The organism is Formivibrio citricus, assembly GCF_900115065.1.
In the GTDB taxonomy this organism is placed as follows: Bacteria; Pseudomonadota; Gammaproteobacteria; order Burkholderiales; family Chitinibacteraceae; genus Formivibrio; species Formivibrio citricus.
Genome location: NZ_FOVE01000018.1, coordinates 21038 through 44915 on the forward strand (window position 1 = coordinate 21038; position 23878 = coordinate 44915).

Here is a 23878-nt window from a genome sequence, read left to right on the forward strand (position 1 = left end):
TAAATCGCGCGATTATACGCAGCGCACCAACACCTGTGTTGCTGTTCCTTACTGCTTGAGCGCCGAGCGGCGACCATTCAGGCTGCAACATAGCCATAAGCACCGTATAATTCGCCGATTATCCAATGTGCAAGCCAAGCCGCAACATGCCGCAACTCGATTTCAGACAATACCTTTCCGATCTTCTCGCCGACGCGCTCAAGGCCGTTGCGCCGGACTCCACCGACACCGCATTCGTGGTCGAGCGTCCGAAGGATGCCCGCCACGGCGATTACGCGACCAACCTCGCGATGCAGCTCGCTCGCCCGCTGCGCCAGCCGCCGCGCGCGCTTGCGGAAAAAATCATCAAGGAACTGCCGCTGTCGGAATGGGTGGAGAAAGCCGAGATCGCCGGCGCCGGCTTCATCAATTTCACGCTGACGCACGCCGCGCGCCAGCGCATCGTGCGCGATGCGCTGCAAGCCGGGGCGAACTTCGGCCGCACCCGTTACGGCAAGGGGCAGAAGATCCAGGTGGAATTCGTTTCCGCCAATCCGACCGGCCCCCTGCACGTCGGCCACGGTCGCGGCGCGGCCTACGGCGCCAGTCTCTCGACTCTGCTCGACTTCGCCGGCTTCAACGTACAGCGCGAATACTATGTCAACGATGCCGGCCGCCAGATGGACATCCTCGCCGTCTCGACCTGGCTGCGTTATCTCGACCTGCACAAGGTCAGTATCCCGTTCCCGCCCAACGGCTATCAGGGTGACTACGTGCGCGACATGGCGATCCAGATCCAGGCGCTGCACGGCGATGCTTACGTGCGCGCCGCTGCGGACGTGGTCAAGAATGCGCCCAATGTCGAAGAGGACAAGGAAGCGCATCTCGATGCGCTGATCGCCAATGCCAAAGCCCTGCTCGGCGATGCCTGGCATTACATCCACAACCATGCGCTGACCGAACAGCTCAACGACGGTCGCGACGACCTGACCGAGTTCGGCGTGACTTTCGACTGCTGGTTCTCGGAAAAATCGTTGTTCGAGACCGGACTCGTCGCGCGCGTGGTCGAGAAGCTCGAAACCGCCGGCCACATCTACGTGCAGGACGGCGCCAAGTGGTTCCGCTCCACGACCTTCGGCGACGAGAAGGACCGCGTCGTGCAGCGCGACAACGGCCTGTACACCTATTTCGCCTCCGACATCGCCTACCACCTCAACAAGTTCGAGCGCGGCTTCGACAAGGTGATCAACATCTGGGGCGCCGACCACCACGGTTACATCGCCCGCGTGAAGGGCGCGCTGGCTGCGCTCGGCCTTGACCCGGCCAAGCTCGACATCGCGCTGGTGCAGTTCGCCAACCTGATCCGCGACGGCCAGCAGGTAGCCATGTCCACGCGCTCCGGCTCGTTCGTCACCCTGCGCGATCTGCGCAGCGACGTAGGCAACGATGCTGCGCGCCTGTTCTACGTGCTGCGCAAATCCGACCAGCATCTGGATTTCGACCTCGATCTGGCCAAGTCGCAAAGCAACGACAACCCGGTGTACTACATCCAGTACGCCCATGCGCGCATCTGCCGCGTGCTCGAAGAATGGGGCGGCTGCAAAAAAGACCTGCCGGGCGCGCAAATCGGCCTACTGACCTCCGAGCATGAAGCCGCCCTGCTGCGCAAGCTGGCCGATTTCCCGGCCGCGATCGACGCGGCTGCGGTCGATTATGCGCCGCACACTATTGCCTTCTACCTGAAGGATCTGGCCGCCGATTTCCACAGCTATTACAACGTCAGCCGTTTCCTGACCGACGACGAGGAACTGACCTACGCCCGCCTGGCACTGGTTTCCTCCGTGCAGCAGGTCCTGGCCAACGGCTTGGCCATTCTGGGCGTATCCGCCCCGGAGAAAATGTAAATCATGGCAAAGAACACGGGCAGGACTCGCAACGGAAACGGCGGCAAGGGCAGCTCGCTGCTGACCGGACTGGTGATCGGCCTTCTGATCGGCGCAGTTGTCGCCGTTGGCGCGGCGCTGTACATCAACCGCCAGGCACTGCCCTTCTTCGGATCCAAGCAGGACAAGGTTCCCGCTTCCAGCAGCAAGGCTACCGACGCCCCGCCCAAGACCGAGGTTCTGCGCCCCGCAGGCAGCAGCTCAACGCCACAAACGGCCTCCGCCGTCGCCAGCCAGACCGTCGCAAGAAAAGCCAGCGAAGCCGACCGTTTCGATTTCTACACGGTCCTGCCCGGTCTCGCCGAAAAGGGCGGCAAGGAAGCCAAGAAACCCGAAGCCAGCCAGCCGGCCAAAACCGAGGCAAGCAAGGCTGCCTGGTTGCAGGTCGGGGCCTTCCAGAGCGAGCGCGACGCCGACAACCTCAAGGCCAAGCTGGCACTGATCGGCATCGAAGCACGCATCCAGACCGTGCAGATCGCTGACAAGGGAACGTGGCACCGCGTTCGCGTCGGCCCGTACAACACCCCGGCCGACATCGACAAGGCGCGCGCGCAATTGCAGGCGAACGGAATCGAGAGTTCCGTTGTCAAATAAGTCCGCGAGCTTTTTGGCAACGATTTTTTGGAGGAATTCATGCGCTACAAATGGTTGAAAGGCATTGTGTTCGGACTGGGCCTGCTGGCTGCCAGCGTTACCCAAGCTGAGGTCAAGGAAGGCAAGGATTACAAACTGCTCAGTCCGGCCCGCCAGGTCGAGGTGCCGGGCAAGATCGAGGTCATCGAATTCTTCTGGTACGGCTGCCCGCACTGCAAGACCATCGAGCCTTTCGTCGACACCTGGGCCAAGAAGCTGCCCAAGGACGTGAATTTCCGCCGCGTGCACGTGGTCTGGCAGGGGCGCAACGACATCGAAGCCCACGCCAAGCTATTTGCCGCGCTGCAGGCCATGGGCCAGGATGCCCGCTTGCAGAACGCCATCTTCAAGGCCGTTCAGCAGGACCGGATCGAATTGCGCCGTGAATCCACGCTGTTCGACTGGCTCAAGAAACAGGGCGTGGACGTGAACCAGTTCAAGTCCCATTACGGCAGCTTCACCGGCAACATCGCACTGAAAAAAATGGAGCAGACCACCCAGAACTACGGCATCGACGGTGTGCCGGTGTTCGTCGTCAACGGAAAATACATGACTTCTCCAGCCATCCTTGGCAAGGAGGATGCCACCCTCACCCGAGTGCTGGACGAGTTGATCGCCAAGGAACGCCCTGCTGCCGCGGGCAAGAAAAAGAAGAAATAACTCTGTGCATTGCATACAACAAGGCCGGCGAATTGCCGGCCTTTTGCTTTTAATTTGCAGCGCGGATCAGCTGCAATTCAACACCTGAGCCGAGAAGCCCCCGCCATTGTATTGGCCCTTCTGGTAACCCCATTTCCCGACAATCGCCTCATTGCCCGCCTTGCCGGCATAGTAGAACGTCACGCCCTGGCTTTGGCCAGAGACATATTGCTTGGCGAAGGTACAAATATCGGTTTCCTTGTCACAGCGTCCGTTCACATTGGCCACTCCGTAGCGGTCAGATGTCCGGCCTTGTAATGCAAACCCGCCGTGATGCCGGGTCACTTCGACATTCCAGGTGAATTTTGTCGTGGTCGCGCCTTGAGTGAATTTGCCCACCAAGGCACAGTTTTCTTTGGCAAAGGCTTGGGAAGAAAGAGCAAGAGCCAGAATCGCAGCCCCTGTCGTGAGGATTTTATTCATGAACGGCTCCTGAATCATTTTGGTAATGACCGTGCCATCATAACAAACGGGGTAGCCAATGCCACCCCGTTTGTTTTCAGAGAAACCGCATCAAGCCGCCTTCAATGCCTGATCCAGGTCTTCCAGAATGTCGTCGATATGCTCGATGCCGATGGAGAGGCGCACCATGTCTTCCGATACGCCGGCTTTCTTGAGCTCTTCCGGCGACAGCTGGCGGTGCGTGGTGCTGGCCGGGTGACAGGCGAGCGACTTGGCATCGCCGATATTGACCAGGCGCGTGATGAGTTTCAGCGCGTCCTGGAAGCGCGCGCCGGCTTCGCGACCGCCCTTCACGCCGAAGGTCAGCAGGCCCGAGGCCTTGCCGCCGAAGTACTGGTCGACCAGCGGTTTGCTCGGGTGATCGGGCAGGCCGGCGTAGTTGACCCATTCGGCCTTCGGATGCGCCTTGAGAAATTCGGCAACCTTGAGCGCGTTTTCGCAGTGGCGGTCCATGCGCAGCGGCAACGTTTCCAGCCCCTGCAGGATCAGGAAGGCGTTGAACGGCGAGATGCACGCGCCCATGTTGCGCAGCGGCACGGTACGCGCACGGCCGATGAAAGCTGCCGCGCCGAGCGCTTCGGTGTAGACCACGCCGTGGTAGCTCACTTCCGGTTCGTTCAGGCGTTTGAAGCGCGCCTTGTGCTCGGCCCACGGGAACTTGCCGCTGTCGACGATGATGCCGCCGATGCTGGTGCCGTGGCCGGCCATGTACTTGGTCAGCGAATGCACGACGATGTCCGCGCCGTGCTCGAACGGGCGGGTGAGGTAGGGCGAGGGCACGGTGTTGTCGACGATCAGCGGCACACCGTAGGAGTGCGCGACCGTGGCAAAGGCGGCGAAATCGACCACGTTGCCGAGCGGGTTGCCGATGGATTCGCAGTACACGGCCTTGGTGCGGTCGTCGATCAGCCTGGCCGCGCCCGCCGGGTCGTTGGCGTCGCAGAAGCGTACTTCGATGCCGTATTGCGGCAGGGTGTGCGCAAACAGGTTGTAGGTGCCGCCGTAGAGTGCGCTGGTGGCGACGATGTTGTCGCCGGCTTCGGCAATCGTGAGGATCGCGTAGGTGATCGCCGCTTGCCCGGACGCCAGCGCCAGGGCGCCGATGCCGCCTTCGAGCGCGGCAACGCGCTGCTCGAGTACGTCGGTGGTCGGGTTCATGATGCGCGTGTAGATGTTGCCCTTCACCTTGAGGTCGAACAGGTCGGCACCGTGCTGGGTGTCGTCGAAAGCGTAGCTCGTGGTCTGATAAATCGGTACTGCCACGGCCTTGGTCGTGGGATCGGGGCTGTAACCGCCGTGAATGGCAAGCGTTTCCGGGCGCATGGGGGTGAACCTCTTGGCAATGATGCAAAAAAGCTAATGTACCCTTCCCGATTCACGTCCGCAAAGCACCGACAGCACATTGCTTATAACCGGTGTGCATATGCACGCATGGCGGCCCCTGCCCGGCGGCTTGACCTCGCCCAACCCCTGCCCTAAGCTCGCGCATGGATTTTCTATTCTGGTTGCCTGCATGACCCGCCTCCCGCAACTCATCTGCCCCGCCGGCAGCCTGCCGGCGCTGAAAACCGCCGTCGACAACGGCGCCGATGCCGTCTACACCGGCTTCAAGAATGCGACCAACGCCCGCAATTTCGCCGGGCTGAACTTCACCGACACCCAGCTCGCCGAGGGCATCCGCTACGCCCAGTCCCGTGGGAGGGAAGTGCTGATTGCCATCAACACCTTTGCCCAGGCCGGACGCTTGGCAGAATGGCGCGCCAGCATCGACCGCGCTGCCGATCTGGGCGCGGATGCGATCATCCTCGCCGACATGGGCCTGCTCGCCTACGCGCACAAGACGCATCCGCAACTCAAGCTGCATCTCTCTGTGCAGGGCTCGGCGACCAATTTCGAGGCCATCAACCTCGCCCACGAATGCTTCGGCATCCGCCGCGCCGTGCTGCCGCGCGTACTAACGCTGCCGCAGGTGGAATACGTGATCAAGAACACGCCGGTCGAGATCGAGACCTTCGGTTTCGGTAGTCTGTGCGTGATGGCGGAAGGCCGCTGCATTCTGTCCTCCTACGCCACCGGCCAGTCGCCCAATACCCATGGCGTTTGCTCCCCGGCTGCGTTTGTGCGCTGGGACAACCAGGGCAAGATCATGAACGCGCGCCTCAACGGCATCCTGATCGACCGTTTCGACGAAGGCGAGCCGGCGGGCTACCCGACGCTGTGCAAGGGCCGCTTCGCGGTACAGGGCGAAACCTATTACGCCCTCGAAGAGCCGGTGAGCCTGAACGTGCTGTCGATCCTGCCGGAACTGATCCGCATCGGCGTGACGGCGATCAAGGTCGAAGGCCGCCAGCGCAGCCCGGCATATGTATCGGAAGTCACCAAGACGCTGCGCGCCGCGCTCGATACGGCCGGCGATGAAGGCTACGCCGTCAAGCCGGAATGGTCGACGGCACTGGATAAAGTGAGCGAAGGCCACCAACAAACACTGGGCGCTTATTCGCGTCCGTGGAAGTAAAGCCATCTCACCACGACGTACACAAAGAGCACCAAGAAATTCGAAGAGAACCCATGGTTTTGTATTCTTGGTGGTCTTTGTGTGCTTCGTGGTAAACCGTTTTTGATTTTGAGACAACGATGAAACTCTCCCTCGGCCCCTTGCTGTACTACTGGCCCCGCCAGCAAACGCTGGATTTCTACGCTGCTGCCGCAAACTGGCCGGTCGATGTCATCTACCTCGGCGAGGTGGTCTGCGGACGTCGCCACGAATTGCGCGATGCGGACTGGCTGGCGCTGGCCGCCGATCTGGCCTCAGCCGGCAAGGAAGTGGTGATTTCCAGCCAGGCACTGCTGGAATCGTCGAGCGATCTGGCCGGGCTCAAGAAGCTGGCGGAGAAAGGCGGGCGGGTGGAGGCCAACGATCTGGGCGCGGTCAAGGTCGCACGCGATTTGGGTATCCCGTTCGTGGCCGGCCCGCATCTGAATGTCTACAACGGCGCGACGCTCGACTGGCTGGCGGACCAGGGCGCGGTGCGCTGGCTGCCGCCGCTGGAAATGGGAGCTGCCGCGCTGACCACATTGCTGACCGAAAAGACCTGTGCCATCGAAACCGAAGTGTTCGCCCACGGCCGCCTGCCGCTGGCGTTTTCCGCGCGCTGCTTTACGGCGCGGCATTACAACCTGAAGAAAGACAGTTGCGAATTCCGCTGCCTGCAGCATCCGGACGGCCTGATGGTGCGTACCCGCGAAGACGCCGATTTCCTGCGCATCAACGGCATCCAGACCCAGTCCGGCGCCTGCCATTCGCTCTGGCACGACCTCTGCGCACTGCCGGCAGTCGACCTGCTGCGCATCAGCCCGCAGGCGGAATATACTGGCGAGATCGTTGCTGCTTTCGCGCAGCGGCTGGCCGGAAACACGCCTGAAACCGATTTCGCCCGCTGGAACCCGGAAGGACTGGTCAACGGCTACTGGCGCAGCCAGCCCGGCATCGCACTGGAAAAGGAAACCGCATGAAGCTCCCCGCCCCGCTCGCCTTCATCGCCCGCCGCCTGCCGGAAGCGCCGCCGTCTTTCGCGCTGGCCACTGCGCTCAACCTGGCCCGCCCCAAATTCTGGCCGGAAGAAGACTTCGCCTGGCTCACCGGCAAGACCGTGCGCCTCCTGGTCAGTGATCTGGATCGCGGCGTGAACCTGACTTTCGACGGCCAACGTTTCCGCAGTGCGAGCCTGCCCGCGGATGTGACCTTCGGCGCCAGCCTTGAGGACTACCTGATCCTGGCTCGCCGCCAGGAAGACCCGGATACGCTGTTCTTCCAGCGCCGCCTCACCATTGAGGGTGATACCGAAATCGGCCTTGCGCTCAAGAACCTGCTCGATTCGACCGATCTCGCGCCGCTTTTTGCGTTGCTGCCTAGGCCGCTGGCTGCACGATTCGGCCTCTGAATCTATTCTTCAGCAGGCGGTCGCGCCTGCTGAACGGCATCAAGCGGGAATACTGCGTTTATTGCAGCATGAACGTCTCGTATTCCAGCTTTTCCAGCTTTTCGCTGAGCATGTTCATGCCGACGCAAACGACCATCAGCAGGGACAGAGCGAATCCATAGCCATACCATGACGGCCCCGCGGCAATCGAAATGGCCGTGAAAATTCCGTTGCTGGCGGCAAAAAGCCCGGTCAGCAACAGCACCAGTCGCCGCTTGTCCAGATAGAAAAAGACGTTGAGGATGGCCAGGAAAAGCACCTGCAGACTGGCTGCGATCAGGTCGATATAAAGCAGTTGCTGGTACAGCGGGGAGATTCCCAGCCATTCAAGCAGCGTTCGCCCCAGCATGAAAACCACCAGGATCGTGATGCCCTGGATCTTCATGATTTCGCCCAGCCCCTGGCGGATCGCAAACACCATTTCGTTGCGGTGGCTTTCGATCTGCTCCAGCGAGCCGCCGTCCCGCACCGAATCGTAGAATTTTTCGTAGTACTCGACAAAATCGGTTTCGATGCGCACCAGGAAGACGGCCATGCCAGGAATGATGGAAAGGTATGCCAGAAAAATGGGCAGGTCGTAAATCGCGGAAGCCCGCAGCGGCCCGATCACCTGCTGGCTGGTTTCATCCGTGTACCAGAACAGCAGCTTGTCCAGCCAGATGGCGAGGTTGTACATCAGGCCGGTTCCGATCAGGGCGCCAAACATGCGCCCGCGACGCAGGAAATCGAAATCGACGAAAGCGCGGATCGGATAATGGCGCAGGACCAGGAACCACAGCCCGCAAAGCATCAGGAAATGCCCCAGCATGAACCCCGACAAGAGCCCGTTGAGCCCCCAGGGCCGCCACGACAGCGAGGCGCAGACGGTCGTCCCGTAGCCGATGGCAAAAATCCAGACGATGGCAGAATACTGTTTCAGGCCGGACAGAAAGATTGCCGCCACCCAGATCAGGCAGAGCAGCACGAAGCAGACCAGCATCAGCAACCGATAGGCCAGCTCCAGTTCCTGAAACAGGGTAAGGCAAAGCCCCCCTCCCAGCGTACCCGCAACAAGCGCCGTCAGGAACTGGGCGCCCATGAAGTTGGGAACGATCAGGTCATCCTTGTCTTCGAACAGGCGGTCGGCGATATAGCGGGTGAAGGCCAGTTGCAGGGGGCCGGTCAAAATGAGGCTGAATGCCAGCAGGTAAGTCACGGAAACCTGGAATTGCTGGACGTTGGCCTGCGGAACGACCACGGACAGGCTGAACAAGCCGATCAACTGCACGCCGATGATCGACAGGATCCAGGGGCCGGAGCTGATCACGCCAGCGTAGGCATAAGCCTGCAAAAGCCCCAGATAACTTTCCTTGCGCAGCAGCTTGCGCAGCTCAAACCCAATCCCCGCCATTAGCTGGCTTCCTGTTGTCGCGGTGTTTCATCCATGGCCTGGCGATACACGTTGCGGTACGCATCGAACATGTGGCCGTGCGTGTAATAGCGCTGCACCCGGGCGATGCCAGCGGCCTGCGCGGAATGCCATTTTGCCTCGTCGCCGAGCAGCTCCAGCGCCGCAGCAGCCAGCGCCTGCGGATCGGCCAGGCCGACCACGCTGCCGGCAGACCCCAGCGCCCGGTCCTCTTCGTCCAGCCCATGGATCAACTGGCTACAGGAGCCGACGTCGGTACTGACCGCCGGCACGCCGGCCGCAAAGCCTTCCAGCAGCACCAGCGGCAACGCCTCGGAGATCGAACTGAGCACCACGAGGCCGATCTTGGGCAACAGCGCGTCCACTTTCTGGAACCCCAGGAATTTGACGTGCGCGGAAAGCCCCAGGCTCGAAACCAGGTTGCGGCATTCCTCGGCATATTCCGGCGCCTCGTCTTCCGGCCCGGCGATCCACGCCTCCACATCCGGCATCTGGTTCACGACCGTACGCATCGCCCGGATATAGGTTTTGACATCCTTGATCGGCACGACGCGGCCGATCAGGCACAGCACGCGGGGCGGGGAGGCCGGGCGCAATTCGCGCAGCGCGGCAAAGCGCGGCAGATCGATGCCGTTGGGGATGTTGCAGGTCTTGGCCGCCGGTGCGCCATCGCGAATCTGGCGCAGCCTGTTGGCCTCGTACAGCGCCACGATCCTGTTCGAGGCGAGGTAGCAGGATTGTCCCAGCATTTCGAAAAACCGGATCCAGAGCTGGCGAAAATAGCTGATCTGGGTTGATTCGCGCTGGAACACAGTGCGGTTATCCTTGATCCATTCGCTCTGGTAGAGGTCGATTTTCCTCTCCTTGGTGTAGATCCCGTGTTCGGACAACAGCAGCGGAGTTCCCGTACGGTGCTTGAGCAGGACGCCCAGAAAGCCCGCATAGCCCGTGGAAACCGTGTGATAAAGCCGGGCAGGCGGCGCTTTGGCTGCAATGTCGTTCAGCAGCCAGATCGGCGAATGCATGGCGCGGATGGTCCAGAAATAATCGACGAACGAGGGGTCGGTGGAACGGCTGCGATACTGGTCGCAAATCTGGCTCCACGCCTCTTCGCTGTAGAGGAGCATTTCCCGCGACAATTCGCCCTTTGTCAGATGTTCCAGCATTTTCCGGTACGCACCGTCGCCGGCCGGGCAAGTCGATTCGTGCTGGTAGTAGGCATGGGCCTGTTTAACCGCATCCAGGATTTCGGGGGGCATCTTGCATTCGCGGACGGGAATCTCGGACTGGGGTTCATAGAGGTAATGTGCCTCGAAATGAACGACGTTGTCCGGCAGCGCGTATTTCATCTCGCCGTAGTCTTCGCGCCGGCTGCCCATGAAAATGATGCCGAACGAGAACTCCGGAAAGCCGCGGATAATCTGGTTGACCCAACTGGAAACCCCGCCGCTGACGTAGGGGAAAGTGCCTTCCAGCAGCAGAAGGATATCAATGACGGGGGTGCCGGTTTTCATCTTTGGTCCAGAAATCGAAAATGGGCTGCATGACATCGCCAACGGCAATGGTTTCCATGGACTGCAGCAGGGTTTTGACCTCGTCAAAGCGGCGTTGGCGAAAAGCATGCTCGGCGAGATAAGGGATGAGGCGCGTTGCCGGGAACCCCAGCGACCGCCCTTGCATCAACGCGTCATGCGCTGCCTCCCACTCCCCGCTGCTGCCCCGGATCTTGCCCAGCAAGACCCAGACCCCGGCATCCGAGGGGGTCACATCCAATACTTCGCGGGCAAACCGGCCAGCTTCCTGCAAGGCGTATAGCTTTACATCCCCCTGGACCAGATTCTGGTAAACCAGCTCCCAATACAGGAAGGCCAATCTGCGGGAGATATCCGTCTTGGGCTCGGTTGCACGGCGATACTCGTCAAGCGCCTGATTGATCCGCTCGTTGATGTTCTTTTCTTCGCTGTCCAGCATGCCGTAGGCCAGCAATCGCAAATCCTCTTCCGGATCGTTCAGGAGCGTCCGCAACAAGGGACTGGAAAGCCGCTGCGGCATGGACTTGATGGCCAGCAGCGCTTCCAGGCGGTTTTCTGCCGACGCATCCCGGTCGGAAAGACGGGCCCGGACTCCGCCGACGCCGAAACGCACGGCGACATGATCGCCCTGCAGCGTGAACTCCGGGGGAGTGACTTCGCCGAACCAGCCTTGTTCATCTGTTTCGGGCCAGAGCTGGACAGCCAGCAGAACCAGCCTCAACCCGAAACATCCGACTTGGGGAATGAAAAACGCCAGCACAAACAACAATCCAAGGATTGTGCGGCGGGGGTGTCGGCAAGCGTCAGGCAAGGACAGGAAGATTGCCTGTGCGCAGCCCAGGCTCAACAGGGCATGCAGGGCCAGCAGCACCACGCCGTTCGTGAAAGTGACAGGCTGCTGAAGCGCCCGGGTTATCAAGACGGCATCCAGAGCAAGAATGATGGGCGCCAGGCCAAGCCACATGAGGCTTGCATCAAAAATGGCTGCACGTCCCGGATTCCGGGCGAACCCGTGCATGGAATTCTCGCGGGAATCCGCATGCATTCCGGTTTCTGCACTCTGAAACTCGCCTGTTTTCCGGGACAGGTTCTCAGTCACGATGCCGCCTCAGTACATCCTGCAATAGCAACAATCCGCCGGGGTTGGCCAAGTCCACCTGGAAGTATTTGATTCCCGCCCCGTCGAAATCCAGTTCGTGCCGGGAATTCAGCAGGTTTTCGATCCGTGCCAGGTAGCCCTCCACCGCAGCCAGGGAATTCAGCGGCATCAGTGTGGCCAGAATGCGCGTGCGCCCCTGCTGGATCGTCCAGATCATGTCCTGGCTACGCTGCTGCTTGCGCACCAGGTCGAACATTTCCTGCTGCTGATTGCCGGGTTTGAAGACCAGCACCACGATGACGCTGGTAATGCCGGTTTCGCGCTGGACACGCTGCAACTTGAAGGTTTCGTAAGCAAAATCGGGCGGACAATCCGGCATGATTTCCAGGATCGGTTCGGCAACGTCCCTGACCACGATCCGTTCCACATAGTAAATGCCGAGCGCGCCAAGCATTTGCAGCGAGTCGTCGTTGAACGCAAAAAACGGCATCTGCCGGACCGCGAGCAAACCGCGTACTTCGCCGGTACTGGTGGTCAGCGGCAACGCCAACAACAGCTTGCTTTCGTGGTTGTCCCCCCAATCCTGCCGGACATGACACAAGCGTCGGCGCTTGAGCGCATAAACTATCAGCGGGTCCTCAATGCTGTAGCCATCTGCTTTGCCGACCTTGGCAACAGGACTGGCAAGCAGCTTCCCGTCCCGGCACTCAAAAATGACCGCTTCTTCAAACTGGCAAATCTGGGCCAGAAAAGTGAGGAACGGTTGCGCCACGGGCAAGTGTGCGTGTTCCTTGTTGTTCTTGAGCAAGGTACTGAGTTGGGCCAAGGCATCCCGCAAGGTGATGGGCTTGCTGATCAGGCTCTGCTCAAGCCGTTCGTGGGAAAGCCGTAACAGATGGTGGTGACGCGCCAGTTGTGCGATGCGTTCTTCCAGATAGAAGTTCAGTTCATTGACACGACGGATGCGGGTGCGCCACTGGCTACCGTATTCACCTGCCAGCATGGTCAGGATGAACCCGCCCAGGAAATAAACGTACGGAAATTTTTCTGCTCCACCCAGCACCGGCCAGCCCAGGATCAATACGCCCCCCGATGCCATTCCAGCCAGCGTTCCATAGCGCAGCGCCACCAGCAATGGCGCGAGCCAAGGCCAGTGGAACCCTTCCTGCAGGAAGAACGGGTTGGCCGGCTGCACCAGTTTGGCAATACCCAGCGCCAGAGCGGGGATCAGCAATGCCTCGGACCATTGCCAGAAGAGGCGGCTGTCGACGTCCGGCGCGGAAACGAGGCGGTGCCAGAGTTTATTGATTGGTTTCACTGGAACTGTCTACCAAAGGCAAACGACGGAGCAGATCCCTGGCCAATTTCTGTGCGACGGCGGAAACGGCTTCCCGGCTGTAGCCGGACTTGCCGCCTACCGCACTCCAGACGATCTTGTCGCTGTTCAGATCCCACACCAGAAGGTTCATTCCTACAGCGGGTTCGCCATCCACGCCGACCTTGTAGCGCCACTCGTCCACACTGCCAGTCACGGCATAACGGAACCCCTGCTCCTTGGCCCAACGGCGCGCCTCTTCCTGCGAGGCTTGTTCATTGCCGAGCAACAAGCTTTCGCGCCCCATGCTGGCCGGATAGGTTGCCAGTTTTTCAAGCCCTTGCTGATGCAGAAGCGGCACGAGGATGGTCTCTGCGCGCAAGCCTGCCTGCGGAGTCTCGGTATGGTTGAGTACCGGCAACATGACCCAGCGGGCGTTGCGCGAGAGGGAGGTTTTGCCCGAATCGGAAATATTGACGACGGCGCAAGCACTGAGCCAGAGGCAAAGGACGAGTACACACAGGCGTTGTAATGGATGAATCATGGGAAAACTCCGTGTTGAGTGATTTTTTGTGTTTCAGTAATACCATCGGTAGGTCACACCGCCAAAACTGTTGCTTCCCCCGCTTCTCAGCAAGGAGCGTCCGCCGTATATCGAAAGGTGGTCATTGCCCAGCACGCTGCCCGCCTGCCCCAACTGCCACGCGGACTCCAGCCCGTTCAGGGAGTGGTGCCCCACCGTTCCACTCATAAAGGGGCGCCATGCCCGGGTATAGCCTTCCTGATAGGCCATTCCGTAACCCAGCGTCAGACCGACCCGGCCGAAGCTCTTGGGCAGCATTTCGTCGGTCGTCGGAGTCTGCCCTTCCTGCACAAGCAGGGCATAGCCGGGCAATGTCTTGCTGTAGGCGCTGTAATTGGCACGCTGTCCGTAAAGCGATGCGGAGAATCCGCCCTTGTACTGGCTCGTCCAGTCCAGGCTGAGATCCGCCTGGTTGCGGGTTCCCAGCGTTTCTCCATCCTGCCCCCGCAGCCATGCCCGCGACAGGCGCAGTCGTGCTATCAGGTTCTGGCGCAAGTAATAGGCGGCACCAAGCATACCCTGCCGTTGCATGCCTGCCAGCGTCAATAGCGCATTGTCGTTGACCGGCGTATCCCAGCCGGCTTTCCAGTCAAACTGCCAGCGACCGCTGCGCGTCTCACCTGCCAGCGACAAGCTGTTGTAGGGCTCCTTGCCCAGATGGTGCCCGGCCGAAAGCGACAGGGCATCGCCATTCTGCTTGCGGTTTTCCAGCGTCAGAACGATTTCGCGCGTGTCCTGGAATTGCTGGGCATATTTCTGATGAGGCGCAGCAGAAAGATTCAGCGTCAGGCTCGTCGAAGGGGTAAGCATCAATCTGTCCGAGAAGGTATGCCGCCACCCCTGCAGCTCGCCGGTTGTGTAATCGCTGCGCAGGCTGACACTGGAAGGCGAATTCGCCAGCGTCAACTCGCTCATCTGCAGATGCAATGCGTCATTGGCAGGAGCTCCGTCCAGCGAGAACCACGCCTGCTCTTCGGCGACCTTGGCATCTCCGGTCTCTGCGGCGGCAACGGTATGGTCAGACGGCTGGATCGCTGCAACATTGCGCTCCAGCAAACGCTGCTGCGTGGTACTGTCTTCGTTCATCGAAGCGGCGCGCAATGCCAGGTAATTTGGATCGGCGAGTTTTTTCACATAACGCCGCCAATGCCAGAAACGCGCCCGGTTGTCGTCTTCCTGCCCCATCAGCCACGCATAGGCAAGCTCATCGACCAGAGCGGCATCGCGCTCCGGCGCAGCCGATCCCGGCAACAGGCTCTGCCCGGCCACTACAGCCTGAAGCAGGCGTTTTTCCGCTTGATCGACGGGATCGAGCAACAAGGACAAACGCAACTGGCGTTGCAGCACGTCCATGTTGGCAGGCGGCTGTTTCTTCAGCGCCAGCCAGGCATGTCGCCTGATGCGCCAAGCCATGTCAGGCTGGCCGGATTGTTCGATCAAATCGGCATAATCCACCAGCCAGGCCGGATCGTTCTCATGCGCGGGCAGCAATTGCCTGGACCAGAACAGCGCACGCTGCGTATTCCCCAGCGCATGCCAGCCGGCGGCAACCGCTTCAGCGAGAGGCTTGTTGGCCGAAGCCTGTTGCTCCCACTGCGGCAGCGCGCCTTGCAGCGTCGCCGCTTCGCGGCTGTCGATCAGAAACCAGAGGAGACTGGCCTTGAGTTCGGGCGAAGGAGACAACTCGTGCGCTTTTGCCAGATCCGCCCTGGCTCGCGGCATATCGCGGATCATCTGGTGGTAACGGGAACGCAGGATCAGGAAGTCAGGATTCCGGACAGCTTCCTGCAATTTCTCCGCTTTCATGCCGGACAGCAATGCCTGGGCTGCCACTGTTTGTTCTCGATCCAGCATCAGGCCCAACGCAATGTTGAGATAGCTCAAGACCCCCGATTTTTGCCAGGCCAGCCGACTAATGGCCAGACGCTCTTCTGTCTGCGCTGGCTCCAGCATCGCCAGCAGCCGATCTGCATCGGACCGCTGCCAATCGGGAGCCTGCTGGCGCTGGCGATATGCCTCGCGGGCGACGTCGCGTTTGTCCATATTCCAGGCCAGGTCGCCGATGATGCGCCAGAACGAAGCATCCTGCTCCGTAGCATGCGCTTTGGCTGCATTCAGAACGTCAAAGGCTTTTTCCTTCTCGTCACGGCCATACAACAGCGAGGCTTCGACCATCGCCCATTTTGGATAAGCTCCGTATTGGCTTGCGAGCTGGCGATAGTCGGCAATCGCGCCATCTATATCGCCCATGCTGTGGCGCAGATAGGCGGCCTGTTCGAGCAACTGCGGACGCGGGTTGCGGGCATGGGCGTTTTCGAAGAACGCCGCGCCCTCCAGCGGACGGGCAAGCCGTTCATAGACGGCCTGGATCTCGCGCCATTCGCGGTCTTCGAGGGCACGACGCGCGGCCTGCCTGTGCCAGAGCAGCAGCAGATCCTCGTCGGCAAACAGGCTGGGGGCCAGTCTGGCCATCCCCTGCCAGCCTTCTTCGCTGTTGAACCGGGTTGCCAGTTGCCGCCACGCTGCCAGCGCGGCCTCCGGGTGCCCGGCCCATTCTGCCGCCTGGGCCAGCCTTTTGATCCAGTCCGTCTGGCCGGGAACCTGCCGTAATGCTGCAGCGGCCACTGCCATGGCATCGCCCGGCTTGCCGTTGCCCAGAAACACTTCGTAGGCCAGCTTGTACACTTCTTCGTCGTAGGGTGTTGCCGGCACGTTTGCCGCGCGCTGGATCGTTACCCTGCCAAAGGCAGCCGGTTGCGCAAATTGCCAGCGGGCCTGCTGCAACGAAAACGGCATCTGCTCAAGCAACGCCATTTGCAACAGCAACCGAACGTAACGCTCGGCACTGGCGTTGTCTCCTGCTGCCCGCGACAAACGTGTCAGATAGAGCAGAACATCCCGGTCTGCCAGCCAGGGGGCTTCCATGCTCCTTGCTGCGGCCAGGGCCTCCTTGAGCAGCTGCCCACTTTGCAGGGTTTTCAACCCTTCCAGGAAATAGCGTTTTTGATTCTCCGGATCACGACTGGCAGCTTGAGCCTGGAAATAGGCTTCCGCAGCATCGCGGTAACGACCAGAAGCCAGCGCTGTTCCTGCTGCGCGTTCCAGCCAGTACGGCGCCCGTCCTTGCTCGATTTGCGCAAAGTTGCGGAAAAGCCCGGCCTGTCGATCAGGCATGTACTGCCCGATCTTGTTCAGGAGCCATTCAGGAGACTGCTGCAATGCGGCAGGCGTAGCCAACAGAAACTCAAGCGTTGCACGCAGGTCGGTCAACGTCTTGCTACGGTCTGTTTCGGAAAGCTTGGGCTGACGAAGCCGGTTTTCCAGAATGTCCGCGATCAGGATCGCGGCCCGAACCTGCTGTTCGGGGCCATCCGTGCGCAATGGCTCAAGCAGCGTCAGCGCCATGGCTTCTTCGCCCTGCGACAAGGCGCGCTGGATGAGTTCGGAGCGCACCTCAACATCGCCGGGGTTCTGTTTGAGAATGCCACGCAGATAATCGGTCGCTACCGGGTCATGCTTTTGCTCCAGCGCCATTGAGCGCATGACGCTCTCGCGCGGATAGAGCCAAAGCATTCCTACCGCCACTCCCAGAATGATGAGAGGAACGATCCAGCGAACGGCCAAGCTGGCGCGCTGGCGCGGCTTAACGCTGGCAAACGAGCTTGATCTCGGACGCGGCATTCTGAGGCAATTGGTAGTGGACAAGTTCACCGTCGAAACGGCCATTCACGGGTTTGCCCGCCACCGTAAGGCGGCAAGCCTGAGCCTTCCCAAGCGCAAATCGCAGGGGTACCCATCCTTGCAACTTGAATTTCAGCCCTTTGGGCAACACCGTCCAGTCATCCAGTTTGGCATTGGCATAGGCAAGATAAGGACTGGACGGCTTGTCCGGGCGCAATGCCAGTTCGGCGTTGTCCGTACTGAGATGGATGTAGCGCACGCCTTGCGAATCGTGAAAACCGGCGACGTTCCGGCTGGCAGTCATGTCGGGATAGCCTGCGGAAACCGGCAGCCTGAGCGTACGCAGCGCCCCTGTATTGCTGATCAGGTACCGGCCATCGAAAGTGCGCGACAGGTTCATGCCAAAGAAGCCTTGGGCGCGCTCAATGTATTCGGAGGCGAACATGGGTGTGACCGGTTGTGCCACAGCCCAGTCGTAAACCCGCTTCAGCGCATTGAGCGATGCCTTCTTGCTGGCGCTGTAGACATGATAATAGATGTCGATCGGCTTGAGCCGGCGAGGCGATTCAGTCATCTGGAAAGTTTCGATGACTCGCTGGTAGCCATAGAACGGGCCAGTCCAGTTGTTCGTGTAGACATTTTCGTTCTGGTTGGGTGCAAAGATTTGCAGCTCATTACCCTTGTACATGCCAATGGGAGCAACCGCAGTTAAAGTTGGCAGTGTTTTGGAAATAACCGTATCCCCCGCGTTCATGTTGAGAAGGCGGGCCTGTCGGGCTTTGCGCACAGCCACTTCCGGAGGGTCGCAGTCACCCGTCCACAACAGCACACGAGTCTTCTTGCCCGTCGGGGCAAGACGGGTATTGATATATTTGGCGGTTCCGGCGATTTCCCGATCGAGGTCGAAACTGTAGCCGGGAATGCTCAGATGGTAGTCCTCGCTTGTTTCGCCTGTGGCTGCAGGCTGCCATTTAAAGGGATGCGAATAGGAGTGACTGGCAATTTCCACATTCGGCAACGCAAAAATCTGCCGGGCAATTTTTTCATGCAACTGCGACTTGGCCGGATAAAGCCCCTCGGCACCGATCTCCCCTTCGATCACGGAAACGGTAATGGGTAGATTCGAATATTTCTGCAGGATTTCCTTTAACATGACTTCGCCGGCAGGCGGGCTTCCCGGCATTTCGGCCTGACTCACGAAACCGTCCCCGTCGATATGGGAGATCAGGATGCGTCGGCCGTTTTCCGTGGTGACATCGGGCACAGGGAGCGCCGGCAAACGCAATGCCCGCGCCAAAAACTGGAACGGATCAATAACCCAGCGGTTGGTTTCATCAGGCAAGGTTCGAAATACGAATGGAGCCATGGCATAACCGCCCCAATCCGTGATAGCGACGGGTTGATAGCGAACCCCCTGGTTATTTTGCAGTTCCAGCAAGACTTCAGCATTCGCAGCGGTCAAGCCGGAAAAACTGCTTTTGATATCGCCAGACGCCTGGAGCGAGGTTTCAAAACCTAGCGCAGCACTTTGTTTCACAATAGTGACTTGTTTTGTACCCAGTACCCTGCTGCTGGAAGTCAAGCCGAGCCGCTTGAGCCAAGCTGGCGTCAAGGGGAATCCGAAATCGTTCAGCACCACCCATGGAATTTTTCTATCTATCTGCTTTTTCAACCATATCTGCAAGGGAACATCGGCTTTATTTTCGGCAAATGAACTGATAATACCGGCTGTATCGTCCAAGTTTTCAGGCAGTGAAGACAAATCCGTGACATCGATCAGCCTGTGACGATAGCCAAGATAATTCAGGATGGTAGCCACATACTGCATATTGCTGTCGAGAGGCGTATCCCCTTTATTGCCTGAATAAAGCAGCAGAACTGTCCGGGGCAATTCTTCCAAGGCGCCTGCGCCCATACTTCCCAGCAGCGGATCGGCCACCCAGGGAACAAAACCGGCCTGCCGCAGCTTGCGGGCAGTGGCGAGGGCGAGCGCTTTATCGGCCGGAGGCACGTAGTCGATGGCTATGACAGGCAAGCGATACTGTTCGCGGATCGGTTTTAACTGCCCATCCAGCCAGCGCCGATCTTCTTCGGACACCGGCTGATAGCGCCTCTTTTCCGCATTCCATCCCTGGAAATAGGATTCGAAAGCAACTGCAGACAGCCAGGGATGGATCTTGTCCATGACCTCGAAACCCCGGTTGGCAATCAGACGAGCCTCTGGATAGCGCGCCTTGATGGCTGCGATGGTTCGCATCAGGCCCGCTATCTGTTTCTGCCGCTCTGCATCGGTCTTGGCAATCATCTGCCAGGAGTCGAGCGTATCCAGAAAGAACCCCCGGTAACCCGCTTTCCACAAGGGGTCAACCATGCGATTAACCACGAACGCAGGCCATTCATCACTCGTCTGATCGATAACCCAACTCCCCCACGCAATGTTTCTGGAAGCCTTCCAGGCAGCAGGAACATCCTTGGCGTAGGGGCGATCAGCTGTAATCTCGCCAAGGCTCAGATAAGCGAACCATTGCGTGTTGCCCCCCTTGGGTGGGCTCGGCAAATGCGCCGGCTCGACAACAGCCCAATCGTATGCCTGCAAACGGTCCACAGGTACAGGGTTCCCGTAGTAAAAAGCAACGGAAGGAGAAGCATGCAACAAGGGACTTGCCATCAGGCAAAGCCACAGTAGAAGCATTCTCCCCGCATTGACAAGCAGGCCAATCATGGCGGCATGAATCTGCTGATTAAGCATAGGCATAGAATATGAAATGCTGATTTTCACTTGTGAGCATTAACGGATTTTCATACTAACGACAGACAAATTGACCTATTTTTACCAGCAATTATTGACAAACAGCGTCAGAATATTTTTGCAACAATGTCATCAATTAACACACTGCAAGACAACGCTGCTGCAAATCAACCCCCGGTTCAAATCATATATCGGCAAACCACGGAATTTAAGCCGCTCTCGACATAACCGCACGCAATATAAGCAATCGCTTATAAATCAAAAGGTTGTCAATCAAACGGGATAATAGCTTATCCGGGATGGAATGTAAGCATTAGTCCTGCTTAAAATCGCAGCACCTTGCCCGGATTCATCAGGTTTTGCGGGTCCAGAAGCTGCTTGATGCCGCGCATCAGGTCGAGCTCCAGCTTGCTGCGGTATTGTGTCAGCGCATCAACCTTGAGCTGGCCGATGCCGTGTTCGGCGCTGATGCTGCCGCCCAGTTGCGTCACGCAGCCATAGACGATGGCATTGATCGCTGCTTCGGCTTGGTAGGCGGCCTGGCTCTTGTCGGCACGGAAGACGTTGTAGTGCAGGTTGCCGTCGCCCAGATGGCCGAAGGCGACAATTTGCGCGTCGGGGAATTCCGCCTGCAGCTTGGGGCCGCACTCGGCAAGAAAGGCGGGGACGCGGCTCACCGGCAGGCTGATGTCGTGCTTGATGCTCACGCCCTCGCGGCGCTGCGCTTCGGCGATCTCCTCGCGCAGCCGCCACAGTGCCTCGCTTTCCGCCGCATTGCGCGCCAGCACGGCATCTTCGATTTCCGATTCGGCCAAGGCTTCGATCAGCTTGTCGGACAGCTCTGCGCTGTCGCCGCAATCGGACAATTCGATCAGCGCCAGCCATTGCGGCGCGGGTGAGAACGGTTGCGGCAGTTGCGGGAAATGTTTGGCCAGCAACTCAAGGCAGGGCTGGCCGATCAGTTCGAACGATGTCACCCGGTCGCCGACCCGTCCCTGGAGATCGCGCAGCAGGGCCAGCGCCGCATCCGGATCGGGGAATGCCACGAGTGCGAGCGCCTGCGCCGTGGGCAAAGGGAAGAGACGCAGCACGGCGCGGGTGATGATGCCGAGCGTACCTTCCGCGCCGATGAAAAGCTGTTTCAGGTCATAGCCGGTGTTGTCCTTGCGCAGCGCACGCAGCCCGCCCCAGATTTCGCCGCTGGCCAGCACTACTTCCAGGCCGAGCGTTTGTTCACGCATGTTGCCGTAACGCAGGACATTGACCCCACCCGCATTGACCGCCAGCGCGCCGCCGATCTGGCACGAAGCCGCAGCGGCCCAGTCCGCGGCCAGCAGACGCCCTGCCGCGCGCGCGGCGGCTTGGGCATCCGCCAGAATCACGCCGGTTTCGACCGTGATCGTGTTGTTGTCCGCATCGACTTCCAGAATCCGGTTCATGCGCTCCAGCGACAGGATCAGCGCCGAGCCGCTCTCGTCCGGCGTGGCCGCACCGCAATTACCGGTATTGCCACCCTGCGGCACGATCGGTACGCCATGTTCGGCGCAAAGCCGCACCACGGCGGCGACCTCTTCGCAGGAGCGTGGACGAGCCACCGCCAACGCCTGGCCGCGGTAGCGGCGCCGCTGATCCAGACAGTATCCGGCCAACGCGGTTTCGTCGGTCAGGATTCCTGCGGGATCGAGCAATGCCTGCAAGGCGGCCAGGAACGAAGTGGTCATAACCAGAAATCCTCGCGTTGGGCATGGTGAGCGATGATGAGCCGGAACCAGTCCGGATCCTTGACCAGCACCATCTCACCCTCACTCGGCCGGTGGTAATCCAGCAAACGGGAAACCCAGAAGCGCAGGGCAGCGGCGCGCAGCATCACCGGCCAATCGTTTTTTTCCTGCGCCGTCAGTGCGCGGATCGATTGGTAGCCAGCCAGCATGGCACGCACGCGCCCGGCATCGATATCGCCGTCCGGCAGCGGGCACCAGTCGTTGACGGCAATCGCCAGATCGAAGAGCAGCGCATCGTTGCAGGCGTAGAAGAAATCGATGAAGCCGCCGACCCGCTCGCCGTCCATCAGCACGTTGTCGCGGAACAGGTCGGCATGGACAACCCCGGCGGGCAGGTCGTCGAAGCGGTGTGCCTGCTGCAACGCCACCTCCGCACGCAGCATTTCGGCCTCTTCCGCCGACACTTGGGGCAGCAACGCCCGGACGGTGCGCGTCCACCACGCAGGGCCGCGGGGGTTGGGCATGCGCGCCGGATAATCGGCGGCTGCCAGATGCATGCGCGCCAGCATGACGCCCACCGCATGGCATTGCTGCGGCGAAGGCTGTTCGACCACGGTGCCGCTCAGCCTTTCGGCCAGCAGCGCCGGTTTGCCGCACAGGGTTTCAACCGCCCCGATCGGTCGCGCAACGGCTACACCACGATGCGCCAGGTGGCTCATGAGATCGACGTAGAACGGCAATTCATCCGCGCGCAGCGTTTCGAACAGGGTCAGCACATAGCGTCCCTGCGTCGTCGTCACGAAGTAATTGGTGTTGGTGACACCGGCGGAAATGCCCTTGAGTTCGAGGAGATCGCCAACCGCGCGGAGTTGAAGAAAAGGCGCCAGATCGTCGGGCGTCACGACAGTAAAAACAGACATTGCAGATACAGGCTTCAGATGAGGTAAAAAGCAAAAACCGCCCCCGTGCCGGAAAACCGCACACGGAAGCGGTCAAACAACAAAAATCAGAACTCGAACAGCACCCAGTGCGGAACGGCAATCCGTCCGTTGGCCGGCAGATCCGCACGGTCGAAGCGCCCCTTGCCTTCGTTGTCGATCAGGTAATAGGGCACGCCTCCTTTCGGCGTCACCTTCATCATGTACAGCTTGCCGTGGCGGCGGTATTCGGTGACGGTACCATCCTTGCTTTCGACGATCCGGACTTCCGGTTCATCGGTCGCACCGGGTTGCGGCACGAGCGGCGGTTCGGCCGGAGCGGGCACGGGGGCCGGAGCGGCCAGAACCATGACGGGAAAAAGGGCAAGCAGCAAGAAGCGGCGCATGATGGTTTCCTTTCCTGACCCGGCGGTCAGAGGCTGAACTGCATTTCGCGTTCGGCAGCGGAAGGTTCGAAACCGCGCCGTTCGTAGAATTTGAAAATCGCATCGACGATCAGTTTGGGCTCGTCGATCACCTGCAAGAGGTTCATGTCTTCCGGGCTGATCATGCCTTCGCCGACCAGCGTCTGGTGGAACCAGTCCACCAGCCCGCCCCAGAAAGGCTGGCCGACGAGAATGATCGGAATCTTGCGCGACTTGCCGGTCTGGATCAGCGTCAGCGCTTCGGACAACTCGTCGAGCGTGCCGAACCCGCCCGGCATGACCACGTAGGCACTGGCATGGCGCACGAACATGACCTTGCGCGCAAAGAAATGGCGGAACGTCTGCGAGATATCCTGATACGGGTTGCCATGCTGTTCGTGCGGCAACTGGATGTTCAGACCCACCGACGGCGACTTGCCGTGATAGGCGCCCTTGTTCGCCGCTTCCATGATGCCGGGGCCACCGCCCGAGATCACCGCGAAACCGGAATCCGAAAGCAGGCGGGCAATTTCCTCGGTGAGCTTATAATAGGCGTGGTCTTTCGGTGTTCGCGCAGAGCCGAAAATCGACACCGCGGGCCGGATCGACTGCAAACGCTCGGTTGCTTCGACGAATTCGGCCATGATGCCGAATACACGCCACGCTTCGCGCGCCAGAATTCCGGTCGTATCGTTGGGCTTGGCGGTTTCAATGCTTTCGGGCAGCTTGTCCTTGAGGCTCATGACATATCC

At 60.0% G+C, this 23878-nt stretch carries 19 protein-coding genes; 6 read left to right on the plus strand and 13 right to left on the minus strand.

What is annotated here, in order from left to right:
* Positions 1 to 125 precede the first annotated feature (125 nt).
* The 3 genes from argS to BMZ36_RS11560 are packed head-to-tail and all read left to right on the plus strand — an operon-like array spanning position 126 to position 3215.
* Positions 126 to 1883, plus strand: coding sequence for an arginine--tRNA ligase (argS, locus tag BMZ36_RS11550; RefSeq protein ID WP_218142720.1), 1758 nt, complete (start codon positions 126 to 128; stop codon positions 1881 to 1883).
* A 3-nt stretch (positions 1884 to 1886) separates the two neighbouring features.
* Positions 1887 to 2516 carry an SPOR domain-containing protein gene (locus tag BMZ36_RS11555; RefSeq protein WP_091196557.1) on the plus strand — a complete coding sequence of 210 codons (630 nt, stop codon included), beginning with the start codon at positions 1887 to 1889 and terminating at the stop codon, positions 2514 to 2516.
* Between the two features lie 39 nt (positions 2517 to 2555).
* On the plus strand, positions 2556 to 3215 hold the full coding sequence (locus BMZ36_RS11560) for a thiol:disulfide interchange protein DsbA/DsbL (protein WP_091196560.1): 660 nt from the start codon (positions 2556 to 2558) through the stop codon (positions 3213 to 3215).
* Between the two features lie 66 nt (positions 3216 to 3281).
* Here the strand turns inward: BMZ36_RS11560 and BMZ36_RS11565 are convergent, their stop codons facing one another.
* Positions 3282 to 3677, minus strand: a complete 396-nt coding sequence (locus tag BMZ36_RS11565) for a hypothetical protein (RefSeq protein WP_143086046.1) — start codon at positions 3675 to 3677, stop codon at positions 3282 to 3284.
* 90 nt (positions 3678 to 3767) lie between these two features.
* On the minus strand, positions 3768 to 5039 hold the full coding sequence (locus BMZ36_RS11570) for an O-acetylhomoserine aminocarboxypropyltransferase/cysteine synthase family protein (RefSeq protein WP_091196567.1): 1272 nt from the start codon (positions 5037 to 5039) through the stop codon (positions 3768 to 3770).
* 190 nt (positions 5040 to 5229) lie between these two features.
* Between BMZ36_RS11570 and ubiU the strand changes: the two genes are divergently transcribed.
* From ubiU to ubiT, 3 genes are all read left to right on the plus strand, one after another.
* Positions 5230 to 6231: a ubiquinone anaerobic biosynthesis protein UbiU gene (gene ubiU, locus BMZ36_RS11575; protein WP_091196570.1), complete on the plus strand. Its 1002-nt coding sequence runs from the start codon at positions 5230 to 5232 to the stop codon at positions 6229 to 6231.
* 119 nt (positions 6232 to 6350) lie between these two features.
* On the plus strand, positions 6351 to 7229 hold the full coding sequence (locus BMZ36_RS11580) for a U32 family peptidase (protein ID WP_091196575.1): 879 nt from the start codon (positions 6351 to 6353) through the stop codon (positions 7227 to 7229).
* Complete coding sequence (ubiT, locus tag BMZ36_RS11585; protein WP_091196579.1) at positions 7226 to 7657, plus strand: ubiquinone anaerobic biosynthesis accessory factor UbiT; 432 nt, start codon at positions 7226 to 7228, stop codon at positions 7655 to 7657. Before BMZ36_RS11580 ends, ubiT begins: the two co-directional genes overlap by 4 nt.
* 58 nt (positions 7658 to 7715) lie before the next feature.
* Here ubiT and pelG read toward each other — a convergent pair whose 3' ends face one another.
* The 11 genes from pelG to BMZ36_RS11640 all read right to left on the minus strand — a co-directional run bounded on the left by pelG (position 7716) and on the right by BMZ36_RS11640 (position 23869).
* On the minus strand, positions 7716 to 9086 hold the full coding sequence (pelG, locus tag BMZ36_RS11590) for an exopolysaccharide Pel transporter PelG (RefSeq protein WP_091196582.1): 1371 nt from the start codon (positions 9084 to 9086) through the stop codon (positions 7716 to 7718).
* On the minus strand, positions 9086 to 10618 hold the full coding sequence (gene pelF / locus BMZ36_RS11595; protein WP_091196588.1) for a GT4 family glycosyltransferase PelF: 1533 nt from the start codon (positions 10616 to 10618) through the stop codon (positions 9086 to 9088). The genes pelG and pelF overlap by 1 nt, the downstream gene beginning before the upstream one ends.
* A complete protein-coding gene (locus BMZ36_RS11600) occupies positions 10593 to 11600 on the minus strand; it encodes a tetratricopeptide repeat protein (RefSeq protein ID WP_143086047.1) in 1008 nt (335 codons plus the stop codon). Before BMZ36_RS11600 ends, pelF begins: the two co-directional genes overlap by 26 nt.
* Before the next feature lie 127 nt (positions 11601 to 11727).
* Positions 11728 to 13053 (minus strand): PelD GGDEF domain-containing protein, encoded by a 1326-nt coding sequence (locus tag BMZ36_RS11605; RefSeq protein WP_091196597.1) that lies wholly within the window; start codon positions 13051 to 13053, stop codon positions 11728 to 11730.
* Positions 13037 to 13594, minus strand: a complete 558-nt coding sequence (locus BMZ36_RS11610; protein ID WP_091196600.1) for a hypothetical protein — start codon at positions 13592 to 13594, stop codon at positions 13037 to 13039. The genes BMZ36_RS11605 and BMZ36_RS11610 overlap by 17 nt, the downstream gene beginning before the upstream one ends.
* A gap of 33 nt (positions 13595 to 13627) precedes the next feature.
* Positions 13628 to 17314: a tetratricopeptide repeat protein gene (locus BMZ36_RS11615; protein WP_177187871.1), complete on the minus strand. Its 3687-nt coding sequence runs from the start codon at positions 17312 to 17314 to the stop codon at positions 13628 to 13630.
* Entirely contained in the window at positions 17277 to 20093 is a 2817-nt protein-coding gene (locus tag BMZ36_RS11620; RefSeq protein WP_143086048.1) for a bifunctional glycoside hydrolase/polysaccharide deacetylase family protein, read from the minus strand. The genes BMZ36_RS11615 and BMZ36_RS11620 overlap by 38 nt, the downstream gene beginning before the upstream one ends.
* Before the next feature lie 293 nt (positions 20094 to 20386).
* Positions 20387 to 21784, minus strand: a complete 1398-nt coding sequence (locus BMZ36_RS11625) for an FAD-binding oxidoreductase (protein ID WP_091196611.1) — start codon at positions 21782 to 21784, stop codon at positions 20387 to 20389.
* On the minus strand, positions 21781 to 22704 hold the full coding sequence (locus BMZ36_RS11630; protein ID WP_091196614.1) for a homoserine kinase: 924 nt from the start codon (positions 22702 to 22704) through the stop codon (positions 21781 to 21783). The genes BMZ36_RS11625 and BMZ36_RS11630 overlap by 4 nt, the downstream gene beginning before the upstream one ends.
* An 86-nt stretch (positions 22705 to 22790) precedes the next feature.
* Complete coding sequence (locus BMZ36_RS11635; protein WP_091196618.1) at positions 22791 to 23108, minus strand: DUF2782 domain-containing protein; 318 nt, start codon at positions 23106 to 23108, stop codon at positions 22791 to 22793.
* Positions 23109 to 23134: 26 nt separating this feature from the next.
* Positions 23135 to 23869 (minus strand): LOG family protein, encoded by a 735-nt coding sequence (locus tag BMZ36_RS11640; protein ID WP_091196621.1) that lies wholly within the window; start codon positions 23867 to 23869, stop codon positions 23135 to 23137.
* Positions 23870 to 23878 lie beyond the last annotated feature (9 nt).